General features: G+C 45.1%; 14 protein-coding genes and 2 pseudogenes. 5 read left to right on the forward strand and 11 right to left on the reverse strand.

What is annotated here, in order from left to right:
* Positions 1–185: 185 nt before the first annotated feature.
* The 3 genes and pseudogenes from V7051_RS10260 to V7051_RS10270 all read left to right on the forward strand — a co-directional run.
* Positions 186–371 (forward strand): annotated as a pseudogene (locus tag V7051_RS10260) (IS256 family transposase); the annotation flags it as partial.
* A 107-nt stretch (positions 372–478) separates the two neighbouring features.
* Entirely contained in the window at positions 479–2,002 is a 1,524-nt protein-coding gene (gene istA / locus V7051_RS10265) for an IS21 family transposase (protein WP_333874942.1), read from the forward strand.
* Positions 1,992–2,600 (forward strand): ATP-binding protein, encoded by a 609-nt coding sequence (locus tag V7051_RS10270; protein WP_333874941.1) that lies wholly within the window; start codon positions 1,992–1,994, stop codon positions 2,598–2,600. Before istA ends, V7051_RS10270 begins: the two co-directional genes overlap by 11 nt.
* A 458-nt stretch (positions 2,601–3,058) precedes the next feature.
* Here the strand turns inward: V7051_RS10270 and V7051_RS10275 are convergent.
* The 5 genes and pseudogenes from V7051_RS10275 to V7051_RS10300 all read right to left on the reverse strand — a co-directional run.
* Positions 3,059–3,847, reverse strand: a pseudogene (locus V7051_RS10275) (IS3 family transposase); the annotation flags it as partial.
* A gap of 325 nt (positions 3,848–4,172) precedes the next feature.
* A complete protein-coding gene (locus tag V7051_RS10285) occupies positions 4,173–4,580 on the reverse strand; it encodes a hypothetical protein (RefSeq protein WP_333874940.1) in 408 nt (135 codons plus the stop codon).
* Complete coding sequence (locus V7051_RS10290; RefSeq protein WP_333874939.1) at positions 4,573–6,600, reverse strand: hypothetical protein; 2,028 nt, start codon at positions 6,598–6,600, stop codon at positions 4,573–4,575. The genes V7051_RS10285 and V7051_RS10290 overlap by 8 nt, the downstream gene beginning before the upstream one ends.
* Positions 6,593–8,125 (reverse strand): site-specific integrase, encoded by a 1,533-nt coding sequence (locus V7051_RS10295; protein ID WP_333874938.1) that lies wholly within the window; start codon positions 8,123–8,125, stop codon positions 6,593–6,595. Before V7051_RS10295 ends, V7051_RS10290 begins: the two co-directional genes overlap by 8 nt.
* Positions 8,122–9,315, reverse strand: a complete 1,194-nt coding sequence (locus V7051_RS10300; protein WP_333874937.1) for a tyrosine-type recombinase/integrase — start codon at positions 9,313–9,315, stop codon at positions 8,122–8,124. Before V7051_RS10300 ends, V7051_RS10295 begins: the two co-directional genes overlap by 4 nt.
* 608 nt (positions 9,316–9,923) lie before the next feature.
* Here V7051_RS10300 and V7051_RS10305 point away from each other — a divergent pair.
* On the forward strand, positions 9,924–10,610 hold the full coding sequence (locus V7051_RS10305; protein ID WP_333874936.1) for a LexA family transcriptional regulator: 687 nt from the start codon (positions 9,924–9,926) through the stop codon (positions 10,608–10,610).
* Between the two features lie 108 nt (positions 10,611–10,718).
* Positions 10,719–11,848, forward strand: a protein-coding gene (locus V7051_RS10310; RefSeq protein ID WP_333874935.1) for an IS630 family transposase whose coding sequence is annotated in 2 segments (ribosomal slippage) — positions 10,719–11,145 and positions 11,145–11,848 — 1,131 coding nt in all. Because the reading frame shifts where the segments join, the coding sequence is not laid out codon by codon here.
* Positions 11,849–12,197: 349 nt separating this feature from the next.
* Here V7051_RS10310 and V7051_RS10315 read toward each other — a convergent pair.
* The 6 genes from V7051_RS10315 to V7051_RS10340 all read right to left on the reverse strand — a co-directional run bounded on the left by V7051_RS10315 (position 12,198) and on the right by V7051_RS10340 (position 19,790).
* A complete protein-coding gene (locus V7051_RS10315) occupies positions 12,198–12,680 on the reverse strand; it encodes a single-stranded DNA-binding protein (protein ID WP_333874934.1) in 483 nt (160 codons plus the stop codon).
* Between the two features lie 25 nt (positions 12,681–12,705).
* On the reverse strand, positions 12,706–14,067 hold the full coding sequence (locus V7051_RS10320; RefSeq protein ID WP_333874944.1) for an MFS transporter: 1,362 nt from the start codon (positions 14,065–14,067) through the stop codon (positions 12,706–12,708).
* 225 nt (positions 14,068–14,292) lie between these two features.
* Positions 14,293–17,091 carry a DEAD/DEAH box helicase gene (locus tag V7051_RS10325; protein WP_333874933.1) on the reverse strand — a complete coding sequence of 933 codons (2,799 nt, stop codon included), beginning with the start codon at positions 17,089–17,091 and terminating at the stop codon, positions 14,293–14,295.
* Between the two features lie 18 nt (positions 17,092–17,109).
* Positions 17,110–18,816, reverse strand: a complete 1,707-nt coding sequence (locus V7051_RS10330; RefSeq protein WP_333874932.1) for a site-specific DNA-methyltransferase — start codon at positions 18,814–18,816, stop codon at positions 17,110–17,112.
* Positions 18,817–18,829: 13 nt separating this feature from the next.
* Entirely contained in the window at positions 18,830–19,462 is a 633-nt protein-coding gene (locus V7051_RS10335) for a hypothetical protein (RefSeq protein ID WP_333874931.1), read from the reverse strand.
* Between the two features lie 34 nt (positions 19,463–19,496).
* Positions 19,497–19,790, reverse strand: coding sequence for a hypothetical protein (locus V7051_RS10340; protein WP_333874930.1), 294 nt, complete (start codon positions 19,788–19,790; stop codon positions 19,497–19,499).
* Positions 19,791–19,798: the final 8 nt, after the last annotated feature.

A 19,798-nucleotide genomic window follows, 5' to 3' on the forward strand; every position in this document is an offset into this window, starting at 1 on the left:
GAAATGCTTATTTTTGCATTTTAGCTGTTTTTGTCACTTTTAAAACACGCACTAAGCAGTCTTCTTATAAAATTCCCGTTCAAATTCCAGCGGGGATTGATAGTTTAATTTTGAGTGAGGGGTAAATAAATTCGTGTAACTGTTTATTTTCAGAGCCGTACAATACGGCGACATAAGGGGAGAAAATGAGCGACCTGATTAAAGACCCAAAATTGATTTCAGCCATGCAAGAATTAGGGCGAGGCTTGAAATCCCCCAGCGACTTGGCCAAACTGCGTCGAGAACTGTTAAAGATTACAGTGGAAGCCTCACTGAATGCCGAAATGGATAGCCACATAGGCTATGAGAAACACTCGCCAGATGGCTATAACTGTTAATCACCATGCAAAACTTACCAGGGAATCGGGGAAATCAACATTGAAAAGTTGCCACCCCGATAGTGTGCAATCATCCGGTATTTTTACCGGAGTCACCCTGGGTGTTATCGATGGAATTTGTAGCCGAAATCAGACGGCGTCATTTTGTGAGCGGCGAGAGCATTAGCTCAATTGCTCGCAGTCTTAAACTTTCTCGCCCTACGGTTCGCAAAGCGTTAAAAGCTGAAGCGGAACCAAATTATCAGCGTCAGCATCAACCCACGCCCAAGTTAGGCGAGTTTCAAGCGCAATTAATCGATTGGCTGGAACTTGATGCAAAACTGCCGAAACGCCAACGTCGGACGGCACAACGGTTGTTTGAATGCCTGCAGGTCGAAGGTTATCAAGGCTCGTATGGTCCCGTGCAACGGTTTGTGCTGAGCTGGAAACAGCAAGCTGGCCACCGTCCCGCCATGACACCAGTCTTTGTGCCGCTGGCTTTCCCCGCCGGAGAGACTTGCCAGTTTGATTGGAGCCATGAGGTCGTAGTGCTAGGCGGCGTGTCGCAAACCATCAAGGTTGCTCATTTTCGGCTGACTTACAGTCGGCAGATGTTTGTTGCCGCCTATCCGCGCGAAACTCAGGAAATGGTGTTGGATGCCCATGTCCGGGCCTTTGCATTTTTTGGTGGCGTTCCCAAACGGATGGTCTACGACAACTTGAAAACGGTAGTCGATGCCATTTTTGTCGGCAAGGAGCGTCGATTTAATCGCCGTTTTTTAACCTTGGCCAATCATTATCTGTTTGAACCTGTCGCCTGCACCCCCGAGTCAGGCTGGGAAAAAGGCCAAGTGGAAAACCAAGTCGGCAATATCCGCGAGTGGTTGTTTACCCCCATCGCCAAATTTGAAAACTTTGCCGCGCTGAATGACTGGCTGGCGATACGCTGTTTGGAGCTGGCTGGCCGAAGGCATCCTCAACAAACTACCCGTACTATCGCTGAGTGCTTTGCCGAAGAACAACCACTGCTGAAAGCAGTGAGCGCCGTATTTGATGGCTATGTGGAGAAAACCCTGAGAGTTTCAAGCACGTGCCTGATCAGGGTTGATCACAACCGTTACAGTGTGCCTGCCGAGTGGGCAAATCGTGTGGTTTCTGTACGGGTGACGGCGGATCGGCTACGGATCGTTGCCGACAGTCAGATTGTTGCCGAACACCCACGCCGCTTGGGTCGCGATCAACTGATCTGTGATCCTTGGCATTATCTACCGGTATTGGAGAAAAAGCCGGGAGCCTTAAGGCATGGTGCGCCGTTTCAACAATGGGAGTTGCCTGTTTCTATTCGTGTGGTTCGAGATCGGGTTCTCAAGCAAGACAAAGGTGATCGAGCTTTTGTTGAACTACTGTTAATGGCCAGAACCTTGGGAGATGGCGGCCTGGACACCTTGGAAGTGGCGTGTGACCTGACCTTACAAACCGGTGTAGTCGCCGCTGCCGTGGTGCTGAACGAGATGCGGCGCTTAACCGAAACGGCACGTCCAAAAGCCTTGGAGAACATTAAGCTATCGATGCCGACCCTGCAACTTGAACCGATGGCCGATTGCAGCCGTTATGACCGCCTACGGAGTCTGCGACATGAACATTGATCGTCATGCTCAGCTTAAAGCACTGCATCTCTACGGCATGGCCGCAGCTTGGAGCGAGTGGCGTGCGGAGTCTTCTGCACAACAAAAACCCGTAATGCCCGAAGTCTGGCTCGATCGGTTGATTATCGCCGAACAGGCGGATCGTCAAGCGCGTAGCTTAAATTATCAACTCAAAGCCGCACGCTTTCCTCATCATCGCGACTTAATCCATTTTGACTGGAGCGAAACACCGTTGGAGCAATCCCGTATTGAACAACTGGCGACAGCCAGCTTTATGGATCAGGCGCATAACCTAATTTTGGTCGGTGGTACGGGCACCGGAAAAACCCATTTAGCGACCGCTTTGGCCGTATCGGCTATCCATCAAGGAAAACGCATTCGCTTCTACAACGCGGTCGATCTGGTCAATCAACTGGACAAGGAAAAGCAATTGGGTAAGGCGGGAAACTTAGCCAAGCAGTTGATACTGATCGATGCTGTTATCCTTGATGAACTCGGCTATCTACCATTCCCTGAGTCCGGTGGCGCTTTGCTGTTTCATCTGATCAGCCAACTGTATGAGAAAACATCACTGCGATATTCTCGAAACCGGCAATGATTCCTATCGATTTAAACAGCGGAAAAAGGCGATTGAAAAGTAATAACCCTACGCGTCAACCTGGAAAAATTTCGATGTTGATGGGTGGAAACTTTTGGATGGTGATTGACACACATAAGAGCCTGAACCAAGATCATGCAGCCTCTACACCGAACGCCACCCAGCCCATAAACAGGCACTGTCTGGATTTGTCCCGAGTCAATAACTCTACTCGATTTTGACGTTGGTTGAATTGCTTTTCGACATGTCATCGACTGTCCACTTTCGTTCATCTTCTTGATTCTCACCTGACACTTAAACCATGCCTTTTCCAACGACGCTCACTACCCTGACTTTTAATCACTGCAGCTCGTGGTGGTTTGAAGCCGAGTCCTGTAACCAGACTTCGAGCGGCCAACCCTCATCTCTTACGCAGCATAGCTGCAAGAAGGAATTATTCCTTCTATTCGCCTTCGTGGCACACCGTTATCCCAACAATTTCCTTTCCGACTCATGCTCTGTTGAATTCCATACTGCGTTAACAAGGCCCGATGACTTTCCGACGCATATTGGCTGCCTCGATCCGTATGCCACCATAAACCTTTATCGGGTTTGCGTTTCCATAGGGCCATCAATAAGGCATCATTGACCAATTGGGTTCGCATATGGTCGGCCATCGACCAGCCCACGACTTGCCGGGAGAAAAGATCAATCACCACCGCTAAATATAACCAGCCTACCTGGGTATGGACATAAGTGATGTCACCGACATAAGCCTGATTGGGTCGTTTCATTGTGAACTGACGATCCAGATGATTAGGCGCTATCGGTTGGTTATGCTTAGAATTCGTCGTGGCTTTGAATTTGCGCTTGGTTTTACAAGCCAAACCTGCCGCCTCCATTAACCGGCCAATACGCCGGCGGCTGACCTGCCGCTCCTTATTGATTAAGGCTTCCTTAAGTCGGCGCGTCCCATAGTTTCTTCGGCTCTTTTTGAACAAGGCCTTGATCACTTCAGTGAGTTCGACATCGTTTTTTTCAGCCGCTGTTTGCTTCAATTCTTCGTAAAGATGCTCATCGGTTCGAACTGTTTTGTTGGGTTCTTTTGGCTGGCTATATTTGTTGATCCAGGTATGTAGCGTATTGGCGTTAACCCCTAAATCTCTGGCGGTCTGGGCAATTGCCTTTTCTGATTCCAGGGCCAGCTTGACCGAGGATTCCCTAAATTCGGCGCTATAAATTTTTATATTTTGTTTTTCTTGATCCATTTTTGACACACTCTCTAATTTCAGATTATTTTAGATTGTGTGTCCGGTTTAGTGTAGCCACTTCAATCCTATCGCCACGTTTAAGCCAGGATCAACGTGATTCTCTTGGTTTGAATTCTGGTTTATGTCTACGCTGGATTGCCGATGAGCACTTATTTTACCTTCAGTATCATCGATCTTTATTTGTACTTACTTGAACGAGTCGTATGTTCTCTGGTCGATGGATGTGTCATGCGCAACTACCAAACAGTATGACGCCTGTAATTGTTAAACGGCATGCAAACTTTGCCAGTTTTGTAAATAAACTAACTTCTTAATACTCTTATTATTCGGTTCTTTCACGATCAATACGTGGCAGAGGCTCATTCAATTGATGTTCCTTAATACCACGTTTATAGGCATTGTATTGCCATATAACAAACTGCTCTAATAATATTGAGTTTTTACGCTTCAGGTTTTCTATTTCGCTTTGCAGTCTTGCAATACGATCCCCAGCCATAGTTAAACTACTAGGCTTGGGTGTAACTGGCCCATGAGCTTTAAGGGTCAACTTCTTTGACTTGTAAACCTCCTTTATAAGTTTATTTGCATTTAAAGACTGCCGAGTCGGTTTTTTTCCTATAACTGATGCAGATGCATCGCATATACCTTCCCATGTTAGTTTTTGGTCCTTCCAAGCATAAATGATACTGAGAATTGCTTCTACATCAGCCTGAGTTAAGTGCTTAGCCAAGTCCGCCTCCCAAAAGTTTTGCCATATCATCCAAGAGCTTCGTATCTTCAGAATGCCCCGGTCCATTCATTGAACGCTTGGACTCAATGGCCCTACGTAGCGGGCTGAATGATTTGTCATTGCACAGTTTAATCTGAGCCCCATCCTCTAATCCTGGATTTTCCAAAATCGAGACTAGCTCCAGTAGACGCTCCTTAGTATTTTTATGATATTCGTACCACCGATCTGCTCCTGCCGATCCATCACTAATAGCATTTTCCGCAGCCTGAAATTGTTGTTCAACTATACTCAATCGTGCTTTGATTTTTATAAGCTTTTCAGTCTCGCCCTTTATGCATACCTGCTCATGGCAATTTAGACAGTCCCTGTACTTTTCACAAGGAGTCATGGTGTAATCATGAACACACACGCCGAACTCTGTTACATGAACAGCACCTTTTTCCAAGGTATTGAATTCCTGGATGGTGATTGGCAAGTGCTTATCGATTTCACCTGAAGACCCGAACAGCGTTAACGATGTATCCAATGCCTCTGCTTTGGCCACCATCTCATACTCGCTCATATGATTATAGGTACGATTCTGCTTTTGGTCAGCTCGCCCCGCCCATTTGGCAATTTCTAACTGCGACAGTCCACCACGTTGTGCAATAGTATCAAGCAAGTGACGCGCCTGATGAGATTTCAGCGTAATTCGGTTTCCATCTGCTCCACGATAATCATATCTGTCAAATATACTCTGATGTGTGTCTGATTTTAGGCTGTTTCTCGGTGACAAGTCATTGTTAAAAGTATTTGTGCGGGGCACCCAAAGAATTACTGGACTAATGCCACGTTGATCATGAATTATATTTCTTTGCATACAGAACAACGCATTACTGTACTTAATATTTTTCGCCCGATTCAACCAGGGAAAATTCTTTGGTTGCCTTGATAGTACATATTTCCAAAGACTGTCGAGAGTATGTATGCCATCTTTCTGCTCAAGGCCACAGTTGAGTAATGAAGCTATACATCGTTTTTTTATGCCATTGGCTAAGCCTAATGCTTGACAAGCTTCTTTCATTGTAAGTTGTTGATCATTGCCTACCTTAGGGCAACTCTCATGCCGATAGAATTTACCCGGATTCGTTTCGATCCATTTTGCAAGCTTTCTCGATTCATCGGTTAATTGCGTTAGACGTTTGATCGCTTCCTTAGCAATACCTACCATTTCTGTTGGAATCCATTTTATATCACCCTCAAAGCCCTTTGCTGAGTAGAAACGCCACCCATAGCGCAATACACCTTTAGAATCAAATTGTTCTATCTCGCAATCCACTGGCAGATCCAACACCTCAGAAATACGAGACGGCGCACCCATCGTCATTGCGAATGTCGAAGATGTAAAAATGTCTTTAGGTTTTGTTGGATTAATAGCGAAAATTTCGGCCAGCGCCATTACTGCTTCTTCTGAAGGCATCTTTTTTTCTCGCCGTTCTTTGGCCTTTTTACCTGTTTGATTCCCATCCTTCGAATTTGGTATAGGACTTATCCACCCGCTCAGATCCGTTGCAATCAGTTTTTTCGAAGTAACAAATTTGGCGAGTCGTTCTAACTCCTTTCCACCATGATAAGCAGCCTTTTTTGAATAGTTGTCTCTTGTGAGCTGTGCAGCATTATCCAAAATTGGTATAGAAAGGTTATGAATGCCTGCCGGGACGCCGCTTTGTAGTAATGCGCCCTCAATCGTCCTTAACGCTTTCAGCTCATTTTTAGTTCCAGTTGGCTCTTGCCCTTGCTGATATCGAAAATAGGCCTTCGCAAAATCAATAAAATGGTCATCCAGCTTTTTAGTGTCATCGTTGGTGCGTGAGTTAACGCCAAACTTGGTAAAGTGTCCAGCTTTAGGCCACTTCCACGCTTCCCAATTCAAGTCATCACCAAAAACAGTAAGTTCCGTCTTGCACTTGCTAATAAAATCCAATAAATTGCCTTCCGCATCTTTTTCATATTTTGGTATAAAGTTAAATATATCAGCCATTTGCTAACTCTTCCCTACGCGTAGCACATCGCTGTATTACGTCAGCAACGGCAAAAATGGTACGGTCATTGACAGCAGCTATTTGCATATCCCCAAACAGCCTTTCCCTTTCTGCGATCAATTCGTTGTAAACGATTTCATGCTGACCATCCAGCCACGGCTGGAAGTGCATGCACGTATAACAGGGAATTGGAACATTTGCCCCGCAAACCCCATAATTGCCACAAGTTCCTATACCATCCCCATCCACCTTAACTCGGCTATTGAGATCATTACCCCGTTTAGCATGTGATTCTGAGTCCACAAGCACACCCGCAAAAGCTTGCGCATAAGGTGCAAGGTAATGCCCAACCGCCTGATCCAGTTTCTCAACATGTTCAGGTATATTTTTGATATAAACGCCGGCGTTTTGTGTATCTGAATGATCAAGCAATTCTGCAATAACCATTTCTCCAAATCCTTCTCTTGCAGCTCGAGTTCCTATCGTATAGCGAAATCTATTGGATGAGATATTCAGTAATTGTCCTGTACGCTCAGAATGTATTTCTGCCACGTCAGCTATGAACTTACAAGTTTCTGAAATCTTCACTGACTGAATATGTAATAGATCAGTCTTCAGGGCATCCCTTAGCTTTTGTGGCGATTTAATTTTTGAACTCGCATCCAGATCCGGAAACAGCGGTAATTCCAATCGATCCATTTCCTGCAATTTAAAACCAATCACCTTCTCCACAGACTGAGCTGCATGCACTGCTTGTGCACTCAGGATCGACCAAAGTTCTTGCGTAATGGCAAATTGCTTAAACTGGCCTCGAAATTCCGTAGCTCGCTGTTTGGCCCGTGGCATATTCAGCAAGTAGATTGATTCATCTTTTTTATTTGATCCCTTCAGAACATCTTTTAATCGCAAATGAGATATCTGAATTGGGCGTCGACCAGTATTACTAATTGACAAACCTAATGCCATATCTGTAAAAGATATGGCATTCTTTTCGTAGGCCTGTACAGCGCCCTCATTAAATGCTTGAAGCTCAATGTCACTCAGAGGGCCACTGACAGGATCAAGCCTCTTTATGACGTCCCCTTTAATGTTTCCTTTGATGGTCCAGCCATCGAGTAAATCGATGACGTTATCAGATATCCCTGCATACCCAAGCTCATGCCACTTCTTAAGAAAGCCACGAATCGTGCCCAAATACCACTCAGTATTTTTTGTAAGTGCAGCTCTGTAGTTAATTAATGCGCTATCAGTAATAATTGATACACCGGTAGTTTTGAGCATGTGTAAAAAACGTTCATTAATATTTCTTGTATGTGAGGCTGACAGATTGGACGCGTAATAAACTAATACATTAAGATAGTTTTCCGCTATGAGATCATCTAGCAAGCGATAAACAGATCCTACTGGGATCTTAGTGTTTTTGTCTAACTGCCAGTATTCATTATTTGGATGAAACAAATAGCCTGCTTTGGATAGGGATTCTTGTCTGATCATAATAATTCGATTTTTATCTTTACTTTTCATTGCTTACCCCCTTTCGGCACTCGAATCATTCCTTCCTGTAGTTTCAACGCCGCTTCATTAGCCTTCTTTTTCACAAAACGTTTGTTATAGTGCGCTGCGGTTCCAGATCCTTCCTTCCAGCCCATTAGATATGAGCGCATTTTTTCTTGTTCTTCTGGGCTTATAGGCTTATCCATAGTATTCATTCGATCGGAAAACTTTTCGTTCCAGGTGTGACGTAATTGGTGTCCAGCCAGATTGAACAATGATGGAGATGCTTTTCGGACAACCTCGAGTATTTTTTTATAACCTGATTTTGAAAGTGGCTGACCTTGTGTTCGCCCCGATTTATGCGTCACAAACAGAAAATCATTCTTCTTCGAATTTGGGATTTTTTTTCTAACACTAAGGACATAGTGATGTATTTCCTGTACCAATGATTCGTTCATGGGGAGGCGTCGATCCAGTGTTTTCACCAAAGGCTGGTAGGTTCTAGGATCATCTTTTTCGTCCGCCCTCCTGGCGACAATTAACTGATTTTTACCGAAGTCGATATCGCGAATTCGAATATTTAAGAGTTCACCGCCCCGTAAACCAAGGTGATAAAGCATAAAAATGATCAGTCGGTTTCTGATTCTGACCGACTTATCTGCAAAAGGATTAAGAGGTGAGTCAGGCCTGAGTATCTCAAAAAGCAAGTCAAGTTGTTCATCATCCAAACCTTTCTCATGCTGCTCCGCATTACGGTTCTTTTTTACGGGTCTTCTGGCTTTGATTCCTTTCTCTATTTTACCGATTTGAAATACTGTTAACTTATCCTTGCTATTAGCGATAAATTGCTCAGCTAACCACTTAGTGTATTGAGCGACAATCGTAAGTCTTACGTACTCGGTTTGAGAGCTAACCTTCTCATCAAACTCCCGCAACTCTGAAAGATTAAACATTCCGTTACTGTTTTCATTAGATTGAGAGCGGAATTTGATCTGACAAAAATCTCTGATGGCATCAAGCTCATGTTCCTTAAATAACGCAACCTTTTGAAAGCGTTCTTCAAGGCTCTCACCACGCTCTTCCATGTACCGTAACAGAACTGAAATCCCACTTAAAGTTGCTTCCATCGTCGAGTAAGACAACGATCTATTACGCACTTGAGTAGTAATGAATAAGTTGGGATAGAACAACGGCAAACCGGAACTATTATTCACTAACATACAATATCGCTCCCCAGACTCCATAACAAATGTTTTTATAACGCTTAACACGGGTAAATTACTCTAACGGTTGCGTATCTTTGACAATTCTCATATTTAATTCATTGTTAACTTTTTACATTGTAAGGGTTTGTTAAACTAGCTAGACTGTCCAATCAGATAGTGGGGCTGGAGTCCCTCTATTAGGCAGTCTATTGTCGCCGTAGCGGCTTGATCATATTTCGTAGGACTTGTGATGCCTAGCGCGTCAGAAATTAGCCGTTTGGGTATAGCACTTTGATTGCTGCTTTTAGAGTGCCGAACGCCAGCCCTTGATTTTGGGTAGCTTTCGCAAACTCTATCCGGCCTTGCGCAAAGCGGCCATGATGTCGGCAGAGAGTCAGCATTCAGTTCAGGATTTTTTAAGGTGTTCAACGTGTCCATGTGCAAAATTGTATCGCACGAACGTGACATAATAAAGCACTAAAGTGAAAATAAGTCCGATATTCGTATAATAATCCGTTAAATGGCGTTGTTAATTTTAATTTATATAAATAAATCATGATATTACAAAAGTGCGATATTAAATATTTTTATTGCCCAAAGTTTGAGGTTAGTTCGGAGTTGACATGTTGATTTCTGAACTGGATTCCGATTTGTTTGCAGTGCGCATCACGCAGTTGATAGATATTGCTGGTGGTAATTCAGAGCTCGCTCGAAAGTGCGAAGTTTCTGAATCTGTAGTACGAAAGTGGCGGAATGGCGAAAGTGATCCATCGCGCAAACGATTAATGGTTATCGCTGACATAATGGGCGTGTCTTTGGAATGGCTGGCATCGGGCAAAGGCTCGATGTGGAAAGGCGAGACTGTGGCTGTCTCTTCTTCTCCTGATATTGATGATTTTTGTTATATACCTTTATATGATGTATATGCTAGCACCGGACACGGCTTGCTTAATGACAATGAGCAAATCATTGATAGATTAGCTTTTAAACAAAGCTGGTTTCGGACTGAAATTGGCTTAAGCCCGGAAAATTGCTGCTTGATTCATGTCATAGGTGATTCTATGGAACCCACCTTGCACAAGCGGGATGTGGTCATGATTGATTGTTCTCCCACTAATATAATAGAGGACGGTATTTACTGTCTTAAACTGAGCAGTGGCCTGCTTATCAAGCGCATCCAACGCTTAATGGGGCGCAAACTCAAGGTGATTTCTGATAACCCAGCTTATGAAGCCTTCACCATCGACGATTTCAATACTGAAGACCACGCCATCATAGGTCGCGTCGTCTGGGCCGGCAAGCGTTTCTGAAAGTATGCTATTGTGCTTTCAATAGCATAAAGCTAGTACTCAGTCATTCTTGATATGTCGGGTGTTTGTCCTCATATAGCCAGTTTGTATATTAAATGAGACTGACAGTTGGCAAAGAAATACCTGGTGCGTCTAACGGAAGATGAACCTACCTATTTGAAGAGTTTAATTCATAAGGGCAAAGTGGCTGCGCATAAAAGACTTCATGCGGAAATATTGCTGAAAGCGGACCTCGGTGAATTAGGTGAAAAATGGCAGGATAAACAAATCGGCGAAACCTTTGGCCTTTCAACACGCACCGTTGAGCGCGTCAGAGAACGCTTGGTTCGGGAAGGTTTAGAGTCCGCATTAAATCGGGCGGCTCCGGTTCGGGCCAGAAAGCGAAAGATTGACGGTGAAAACGAAGCCCATCTGGTCGCTTTACTGTGTGGTGATGCGCCTGAGGGCCGTAGTCGCTGGACCTTACGCCTGCTTGGACAACGCATGGTGGAACTGGGGTACGTTGAAAGCGTAGCCCACGAAACGATTCGTCAGGCGTTAAAAAAAATGAGTTAAAGCCTTGGCAGAATAAAGAATGGTGTATTCCGGCTAAAGCGAATGCTGAATTTGTCTGCGCCATGGAAAACATACTGGAGGTTTATCAACGATCGTATGATGAAACGCATCCCTTGATCTGTATGGATGAAAGTAGCAAGCAGCACCTCAAAGAAACACGTCAGCCGATACCGGCCAAACCTGGATCGGTGGAAAAATACGATACGGAATATGAACGCAATGGCGTTAGCTCTCTATTCATGTTTTTTGAACCGCTAGAAGGAAGGCGGCATGTCGCGGTGACAAATCAACGAACGGCGATAGACTGGGCGCAGCAAATACGGCACTTGGTCGATGTCATACATCCTCGTGCGGAGCGTATTTCATTAGTAATGGACAACTTAAATACCCATACCGGCGCATCACTTTATAAGGCTTTTCCGCCTGAGGAAGCGCGGAGATTATTAGATAAACTGGACATCCACTACACGCCAAAGCACGGCAGTTGGCTGAACATGGCAGAAATCGAATTAAGCATTTTATCTAGGCAATGTCTGGATCGACGCATTCCAGACCAAGACGAATTAAAAACTGAAATCGCAACGTGGCAAAAACATAGAAATGCGAGCGGGCGTCCCATGGAATGGCGATTTACTAATGAGCATGCGCGGGTGAAATTGAAGAAGCTATACCCGACATTATAAAATTGACTGAGTACTAGAGCTCAATTTGACCACTTTAGGTTATTGGCAAATATCGTGCTAAATTAAATATTTCTAAAAATAATGTGCAAAATTCATTTTTGTCCGATCCAAATCAAAAAATCTTTGTTCCTCTTGTAATTCTTCAATCTCAGTTCGTCCCACCTTATTCCATACAAGACAAATATTTTACGAACCCACAAGTACTAATAAAATTTACAAAAATTACGAGGTATTACATATCCTGAAAAGATCAAATATAAACTTTACAAATTTTTTTCTATTTCCATAAAAAAGCCTCTTATAACAGAAGCTTAATTATATTCTTTACATAATAGCTACAAGGTGTCCTCTAGAACGGGATATCATCATCGAAGTCGTCATAATTTGGCGGTGGCGGCATGGAACCGGAACTGCTTTGCGGTGCCGGTTGCTGAGACTGGCCGGCAGGCTTGGAATATCCGCCGCCCTGAGGCTGCTCGCCGCCAAACTCGGAAGTGCCGCCGCTACGGCTGTCCAACATGTTCATCGAGTCTGCAACGATTTCAGTGGTGTAGCGATCCTGACCGTCTTGAGCTTGCCATTTCCGCGTACGAATATGGCCTTCAATATACGCCTGACTGCCCTTCTTCAAATATTCACCGGCGATTTCAGCCAAGCGATTGAACATTACCACTCGATGCCATTCGGTTTCTTCGCGGCGTTCGCCGGTTTGCTTGTCTTTCCAGCGCCTGGAAGTTGCGAGGCTCAATGTCGTAACGGCGCCGCCGCTCGGCATGTAACGAACCTCAGGGTCAGCGCCCAATCTTCCTATTAACATTACTTTATTAAGCATCTATTTCTCCTCATCATTTACGCGATTATGCATTGACGTACTGAGTGATCAAACCTTGTAATTGGTCTTTATCAAGTTTTTGGTTATCAACCTTAAGATAAACCAAACCCTCTTCATAATGCAGGTTGATGTCTTCCACCCCGCTGATTTTAAGCATTTCGGCAACAAATTCGTTTGCGCCTTGTTCATTGAGTTTTTCCAGTGAAATAAGCAGGTTTGCGACATAGCGGGGAGGTTTCATCCATAAGGACACCACCAACCAGCTGAATGCAGCAGCGGCGCAGAATAAAAACACTGCCGTGACTCCGAATTTCCCGTTAAACCAGCCGCCGACCAGTCCGCCCATAAACAGCCCCATGAACTGCGAGCTTGAGTAAGCACCCATCGCCGTGCCTTTCAAATCGGCAGGCGCGGTCTTCGATATTAAAGAAGGCAGTGTCGCTTCCAACAGGTTAAAGCCACAAAAAAACAGCCACAAGAAACCGATAATCCCGACTAGGTTTTGATGAACTGCCGATAATCCCAGTTCGGCAGTCATCACAACTGCAATTGCGCCTAGGAACACCTGTTTCATTTTGCGTTTCTTTTCGGCCAGAATGACGAACGGCACCGCAAAAGCCATCGAAATAACGAAAACCGGCAAGTAAACCTGCCATTCATGACCTGCCGCTAATCCGGCATTCCTCATCAATGAAGGCACCACGACAAAAATAGCCATTAAAACCAGGTGCAAGGTAAAAATACCGTAATTCAGGCGCAACAAATCCGGATTTTTCAGCACCTGCATGGATTCTTTCGGAACGAACTCCGCATCCCGATGCAATTTGGATTGCTGGGGATTCGGAACGATATAAATAATCGCCAAAATAGCCAGCAGGGTGAGTACCGCCGTTACCCCAAAAACACTCTGTACGCCGCCGAATCCTGAAATTATAGGCCCGGCGATGATGCCAAGGCCAAACGATCCGCCGATGCTGATCCCGATAATCGCCATGGCTTTGGTACGATGAACTTCCTGAGTCAAATCAGCCACCAAGGCCATGATAACGGCCGAAACCGCACCGGCGCCCTGAAATGCCCTGCCGATCAAAACCCCGTAAATAGTCGTTGACAGTGCCGCAATCACGCTGCCGATAAAAAACATCACCAAGCCGATAATAATGATTTTTTTACGGCCGAAGCGGTCAGATAACAAACCGAAAGGAATTTGCAACAGCACCTGCGGTAAGCCGTAAATGCTCATCGCCAGACCGATCAGCGCAGGCGTTGAGCCTTCCAGCTGTTCGGCGAATAAAGATAACACCGGCAAAATCATAAATAGCCCCAGCATCCGCAAAGCATAAATGCCGGCCAAAGACCAAGTGGCGCGTTTTTCCGATGAAGTCATCGAACTCGTAATGTCCTGCTGTGTTGTTGCCAAAACCAACGTCTCCTTTTTGAACCAGAATTATCAAGAAAAATAAAATCAGTTGAGCACGGGCATTACAAGCAACTGCAAATGCCGGACTAACTCAGTGGTTTATCTCGTTATTTTAATGGCGTCCATTATAACAAGCTTTATTTACCGCATTAGCTCATTTGTGCTTGGACAGCTGATTACTAAACGTTGGAGTTATGTCCATGAATGCTCGGATTTAAAGCTAGAAAGCGTTCTCCCCAACATAATTGCATCATGAGGAACAAGCAAATAAAACCATAGCTTATTGTCGTTATTTTTAGCGTGCTCATTAGCATATCCACACCAGCGACTAGCGGCGCGGGCTTTTAGCTGAACTTCAGCAGTATCAATTTGATCGGCGCGCTTTGGCTCAATAAGCAAATAGTAAGCAGCACATTCCACCACAAAATCCGGTTCATAGTTTTGGCCGTTCTGATATTCGATACGAAATTGTCCCGATGCCGGTTTCATCCATTTAAGCACGTCCCCATCGTCCTCCAGCAGTTGCGCCAATCGCCATTCCCCTTCAACTGAATCAAACTTCTGATAAGGGTAACAACATTTGCCAAAGCCCTTGAATACCATCTGGCGTATTGCACGTTTGTCCGTAATAGGTGCGCGAAAGTCACGCGGTTGCTCACCGGCAGCAAGCGTAAAGGTTGCAGGTTTAAGTACATCGAAGCCTTGAATGACCTTGCCGATGTAGTCAGTCGGTGTCGTCCATTGGTGTTCACGCATTTGAGCCCAAATAAATTCGCCCAACTGTTTTTGCCAGTAGATCAAGATGTTTTCGACTTGGCTCTCGTTACTTAAATATGAGCGCAAATGAGTAATCAATTGACCGGTCAGCTTGTATAACAACTCGGCATGTTCATCGTAATCAATTTCATCCTTGTCCCACAGATACCGCACCAAATAGTTATCCAACTGTTCTTCATGTGCATCCTGCCCTGCCCAATGGATACTGGTTGTTTGGTTATTGTCCAAATGTTGCAACAGAATTTCCTGGCTGACCGGCTGGAAGTTTACTTTTTCCAGTCGTTGCAAATCAAAATCCTGAAACCCGTAATTAACCTCGCGGGTCGGCAACACCACAATTTTCGGCACATCCAGTGTCAGTTCAATCAATTTTCCGGTGACTGCGTAAACAATATCGGCAACCTCCTCATCGGAAATTGGAAGACCTACGAGGTTTTCAAAACCTCGTAGGTCTAGTTGGCTCTGCATCGGCGGATTGTCTCGCACAACTTGCTGAACGCGACGTACAACAGAGGCTTGAACGTCTTCCTTGCTCAGCTCTTTGCTTGACGCCAATTTGGCGGCTTGTTCTTCGACCACCTTTAAGACGATTTCAGCAACTTTGATTCGTTGTTCATTACCAAGACCTACGAGATTTTTAAAACCTCGTAGGTCTGCTCCGATGTCGCGATCATCCTGCGTCGCCATTTTGCCGGTAGTGAGCATATCCAAACAAGATGGCGCAGTGATTATCTGCGGTTTTTTGTCAGGTATATCGGCATCGTCACCACCGATAAAAATCGTTTTTTGGATAATCGACTCTGCATCATTGGCGCGGTCGACAATTTCCTGAAAACGGTCATGCGCGATAATGGTAAGCCGATCAACCGCTTCAACACCGGTACGCTTTCCATAAGGCAAGCGCAGACCGCGGCCTATGGTTTGTTCGGTCAGAATCTCCGAGGCTGAAGCACGCAACGGCACAATGGTGTAAAGATTGGTCACGTCCCAGCCTTCTTTCAGCTTGTTGACATGAATCACAATCTCAGTATTTTCATCATGCTCCACGGCCAGCAAGCGCTGCATAGCTTCGTCCGACTCCTCGCCTGATTGATTTGAATGAACCTCAATGACTTTACCCTGATAACGTCCCTCAAATAGCTCGGTTTCAATCAGTGTTTTGATGGCTCCGGCATGACTGGTATCCTGCGCCACCACCAGCATAAAAGGCTTGACCAGCTTTGCTTGGTGCGTGCTGGCATAAGCCTGCAACTCTACTTTCACGTATTCATGATGATGGATACCGTCTTCCAGTTTTATCTTTTCCAGCTCCTTAGAACTGTACTGATCGGCACGAAAATCCTTGCGCGTTGCAACCGCCGGTATTTTGACAAAGCCGTCATTCAACGCACTGGCTAACGGATAATGATAAATTATGTTGGCAAAATCGCGCGGTTTGGCGCCGGTCGTTTTAGGCGTTGCTGTCAGTTCAATGCCCAGCACCGGTTTAAGATCGTTAATGGCTTTAGCACCGGCGCTGGCATAATAGCGGTGCGCCTCGTCCATTAAGACGACCAAATCCGGTAACTCAGCCAGATAATCGAAATAAGAGTCGCCAATGTACTCCTGCAATCGGCGCACTTTGGCAACTGAAGATTTGACGGCGCCTTTTTTGGTATCGCGGGCATTAATTTTGGCGATATTGAAGATATTGATATGCGGCGCACTTTCATAAGCGAACAGATCGGCGGTAAGCGTCATCGGTACCGCATAATCCAGTCTTACACCGCGCCCGCTTTCGTAATCTTCGCCGGTAATAATGACCGGTGGAGTTTGTGAAATTTCAGGAATACCGGCAAAAACATATTTCGGATTGCCCAGAGTGAAATCCTGCTTAAGCTTCTCGTAAATGGTCAGGTTAGGAGCCAGCACCAAAAAATGGCGACTACGCCCGGTCAGATAAAGCCAAGCAATCATTGCGCCCATTAGCCGCGTCTTGCCGACCCCGGTTGCCAGCGCGAAACAAAGCGAAGGGAAAGTGCGCTCAAAATCTTTAACTGACGGATGTTGCTGCCCAATCACCGACAACCAATGCTGCAAATCCGGGTCTTGGCTTAAGTTTAACTGTTCCAGTAAGTCAACCAGAATATCCAGCGATTCGCGTTGCGGGCTGCGGAGCGAGAGGCGGGCGGCGAGCTGATTGGCGATTTTTTGCCCGTTGATTGGAGTGCTCATGGCTGTCCTTTTCCTGGTTTATTCTTCTTCGTTATCTAAGACCTGCGAGGTTTTTAAAACCTCGTAGGTCTCACTATCGTCATCATCCGCTAATACATTCAGGCTGAAACTGTAATCGTCGTGATCCCACTCGCATTTGTGCAATATCACTTGCGGAATCTTTTTTAGCGTCAGATTGGCAAATGCGCTTGTTTCAGCCATAAACGCCTTGCAGCAAATCAGCAAGGTGCGATTGCTGCCTACCTCGTCGCTAATAACTTTAAGCTGATCGTGACTCAGACTGCCGGTAGTGACGTAGATAAAATCGGTTTCGGTGCTGTGGCCGTGCATCCAAAAATGCGCTTGGCTGGGAGCATACTGAAAACCCATGTGTTTGCACATGGCCTCACTGAGCATTTCGGCATTGTAGGCTTTGTTGATAATCCAGTTGCCCCAAGTATCTTTTTTCAGCAGAGAAGGAGCCAATCGGAAATAGCGGAAACCGCCGCCGCCTTGCCAGTTGACGGCTTTGCTTATGCCGCCTTGGTCTTCGCCAGTTATGACTTTCTTCAGGCGCGGCACGATATGGGTTTCGCAGTGGTTACCCAGCTCAACCATAATCCAGCGGCGACCCATTTTGTGGGCGACTGCGCCGGTGGTACCGGAACCGGCGAAGGAGTCGAGGACGAGGTCGTTGGGATTGCTGGCGATTGTTAATATTCTTTCAATTAATTTCTCTGGTTTAGGTGTTGAGAATGGTGAGTCAGGATTAAGTTTTTGTACCTCTCTTTTGGCATCTTGATTATGACCAACATCTTGCCATAGCCATACGGATTGTGGCATCGACGCTTCATCAACAGTTGATAGAAATCGTTTAAATGCGGGTGTACCATTTTTGCCATCTTTACCCCACCAAATTAGATTTTCTGCAATATGGCGTTTATGGGTTTCTACGTTGTATCGCCACACCGCTGTTTTAAGAGGCCATATTTCTTCGCCAGTGGTCGGTTGAATAATTGAATAATATAAATTGGGACGTTCTGTAGAATTTTTATTACATTTGTAGTTATCCGCACGCCAAAGCCCTCTCGGGTCATTATCTGGATTTTTATAAGAGTTATTTGAACTTAAGTCTCGCTTTAATCGGTTTGGTATCCATAGAGATTTGTTTTTTGCATAAATTAAAATGTGGTCGTGATCTTCACTTAGAGACTTAGCATCATTCGATGGAGCATATTTTTTTTGCCATATCGTATTTGAGATAAAGTTCTGTCTACCGAAAATCTCATCACACAACACCTTCAAATAATGCGCTTCATTGTCATCAATGGTAATCCACAGCGAACCATCCTCGGCTAACAGCGTCCGAATCGCTTCCAGACGATCCCGCATCAACGACAACCACAGCGAATGCTCCACGCCATCGTCATAATGGGTAAACGCGCTGCCGGTGTTGTACGGCGGATCGATAAACACGCACTTCACTTTGCCTGCATACTGCTGTTCCAACGCCTTCAACGCCAGCAGGTTGTCGCCGTGAATCAGCAGATTGTCGAGATGACTAAGACCTACGAGGTTTTCAAAACCTCGTAGGTCTTCTGAGGGTAGGTCTTCTTCTGAACCTCGCAGGTCTTTTTCCGTGGCGCGATAAGACAGTGACTTGTCCTCAAGCAGAATACGCGGCTCCAGACGAGGACGTTTATCTTTACCAATCCAGGTCAATTCCAGTTTTTGTTTTTTGCTCATTATGTTTATCCGATTACACAGGGTCATCAAGACCTACGAGGTTTTGAAAACCTCGTAGGTCTTTTTCAGGGCCAAATTCATGGGCATGTACAAAGGGTGATACTCCACCAAACCATGACAATACGGAGTCAGTCTTAATTTTTGTAGCAATTCTTTGAGCATTTGCTGCCGAGGCATTACCAGCCTTCAAAAGGGTTTGATAGGATGAATAGCGGTAATTCCTGAAATCCGTCACCAAGCCATGCTTTTGCGGGTTGCGGTGAATATACACGACCAGCCATAGCAACTGTTCGTTAGATTCAATCAGGATGCGGCCAAAGCGTTTTTCAAACAAACTGCCGGTACGCTGGTAGGCTTTGTTGATGCTTTTGGTATAACTATTGAAAAAATTGGCGAACTGTTGCGATGGCGGCTGAGTGACTTCTTCCTTTTGTTCATTGATTTGAACAAGAATATGAAAATGGTTCGGTAACAAACAATACGCACACGTATCCGCAACGGGAGCTATATATGGAGCTATATATTCAGCGTAACCTTTGAGGAAATAGCGGTAATTGTCGTCGCTAAAAAAAATCGGCCCGCGGTTATTGCCCCGATTATAGATATGGTAGTAATAACTAGGCGTGAGTGGAGTCATTTTTTGCATAAATTTTTCTTGGATTATCAAGACCTACGAGGTTTTAAAAACCTCGTAGGTCTTCTTCCCCGGATTTTTCCGAAAAATCTGTCGACCCTGAAATTTTGATTTGTTTTAATGTAGACAGTAGCGATGTCTTAGGCTTAGCGGCAGATTCATCCGAAGCCAGGATAATCACACGTACCGCTTTGTCATTCCATTGCTCGCGATAAGCTTCGGGAATACTGACAATGACTTTGCCATCATGGACAATTGCATCTAGTTCAATGGCGTTCATAAAGACTCCGGGGTTAAAAATTGGTTTTAGGATAAGTGCATTCATGGGTGTTTCTGCCATTACGTTTA

Source organism: Methylobacter sp., from assembly GCF_036845245.1.
Lineage (GTDB): Bacteria > Pseudomonadota > Gammaproteobacteria > Methylococcales > Methylomonadaceae > Methylobacter_A.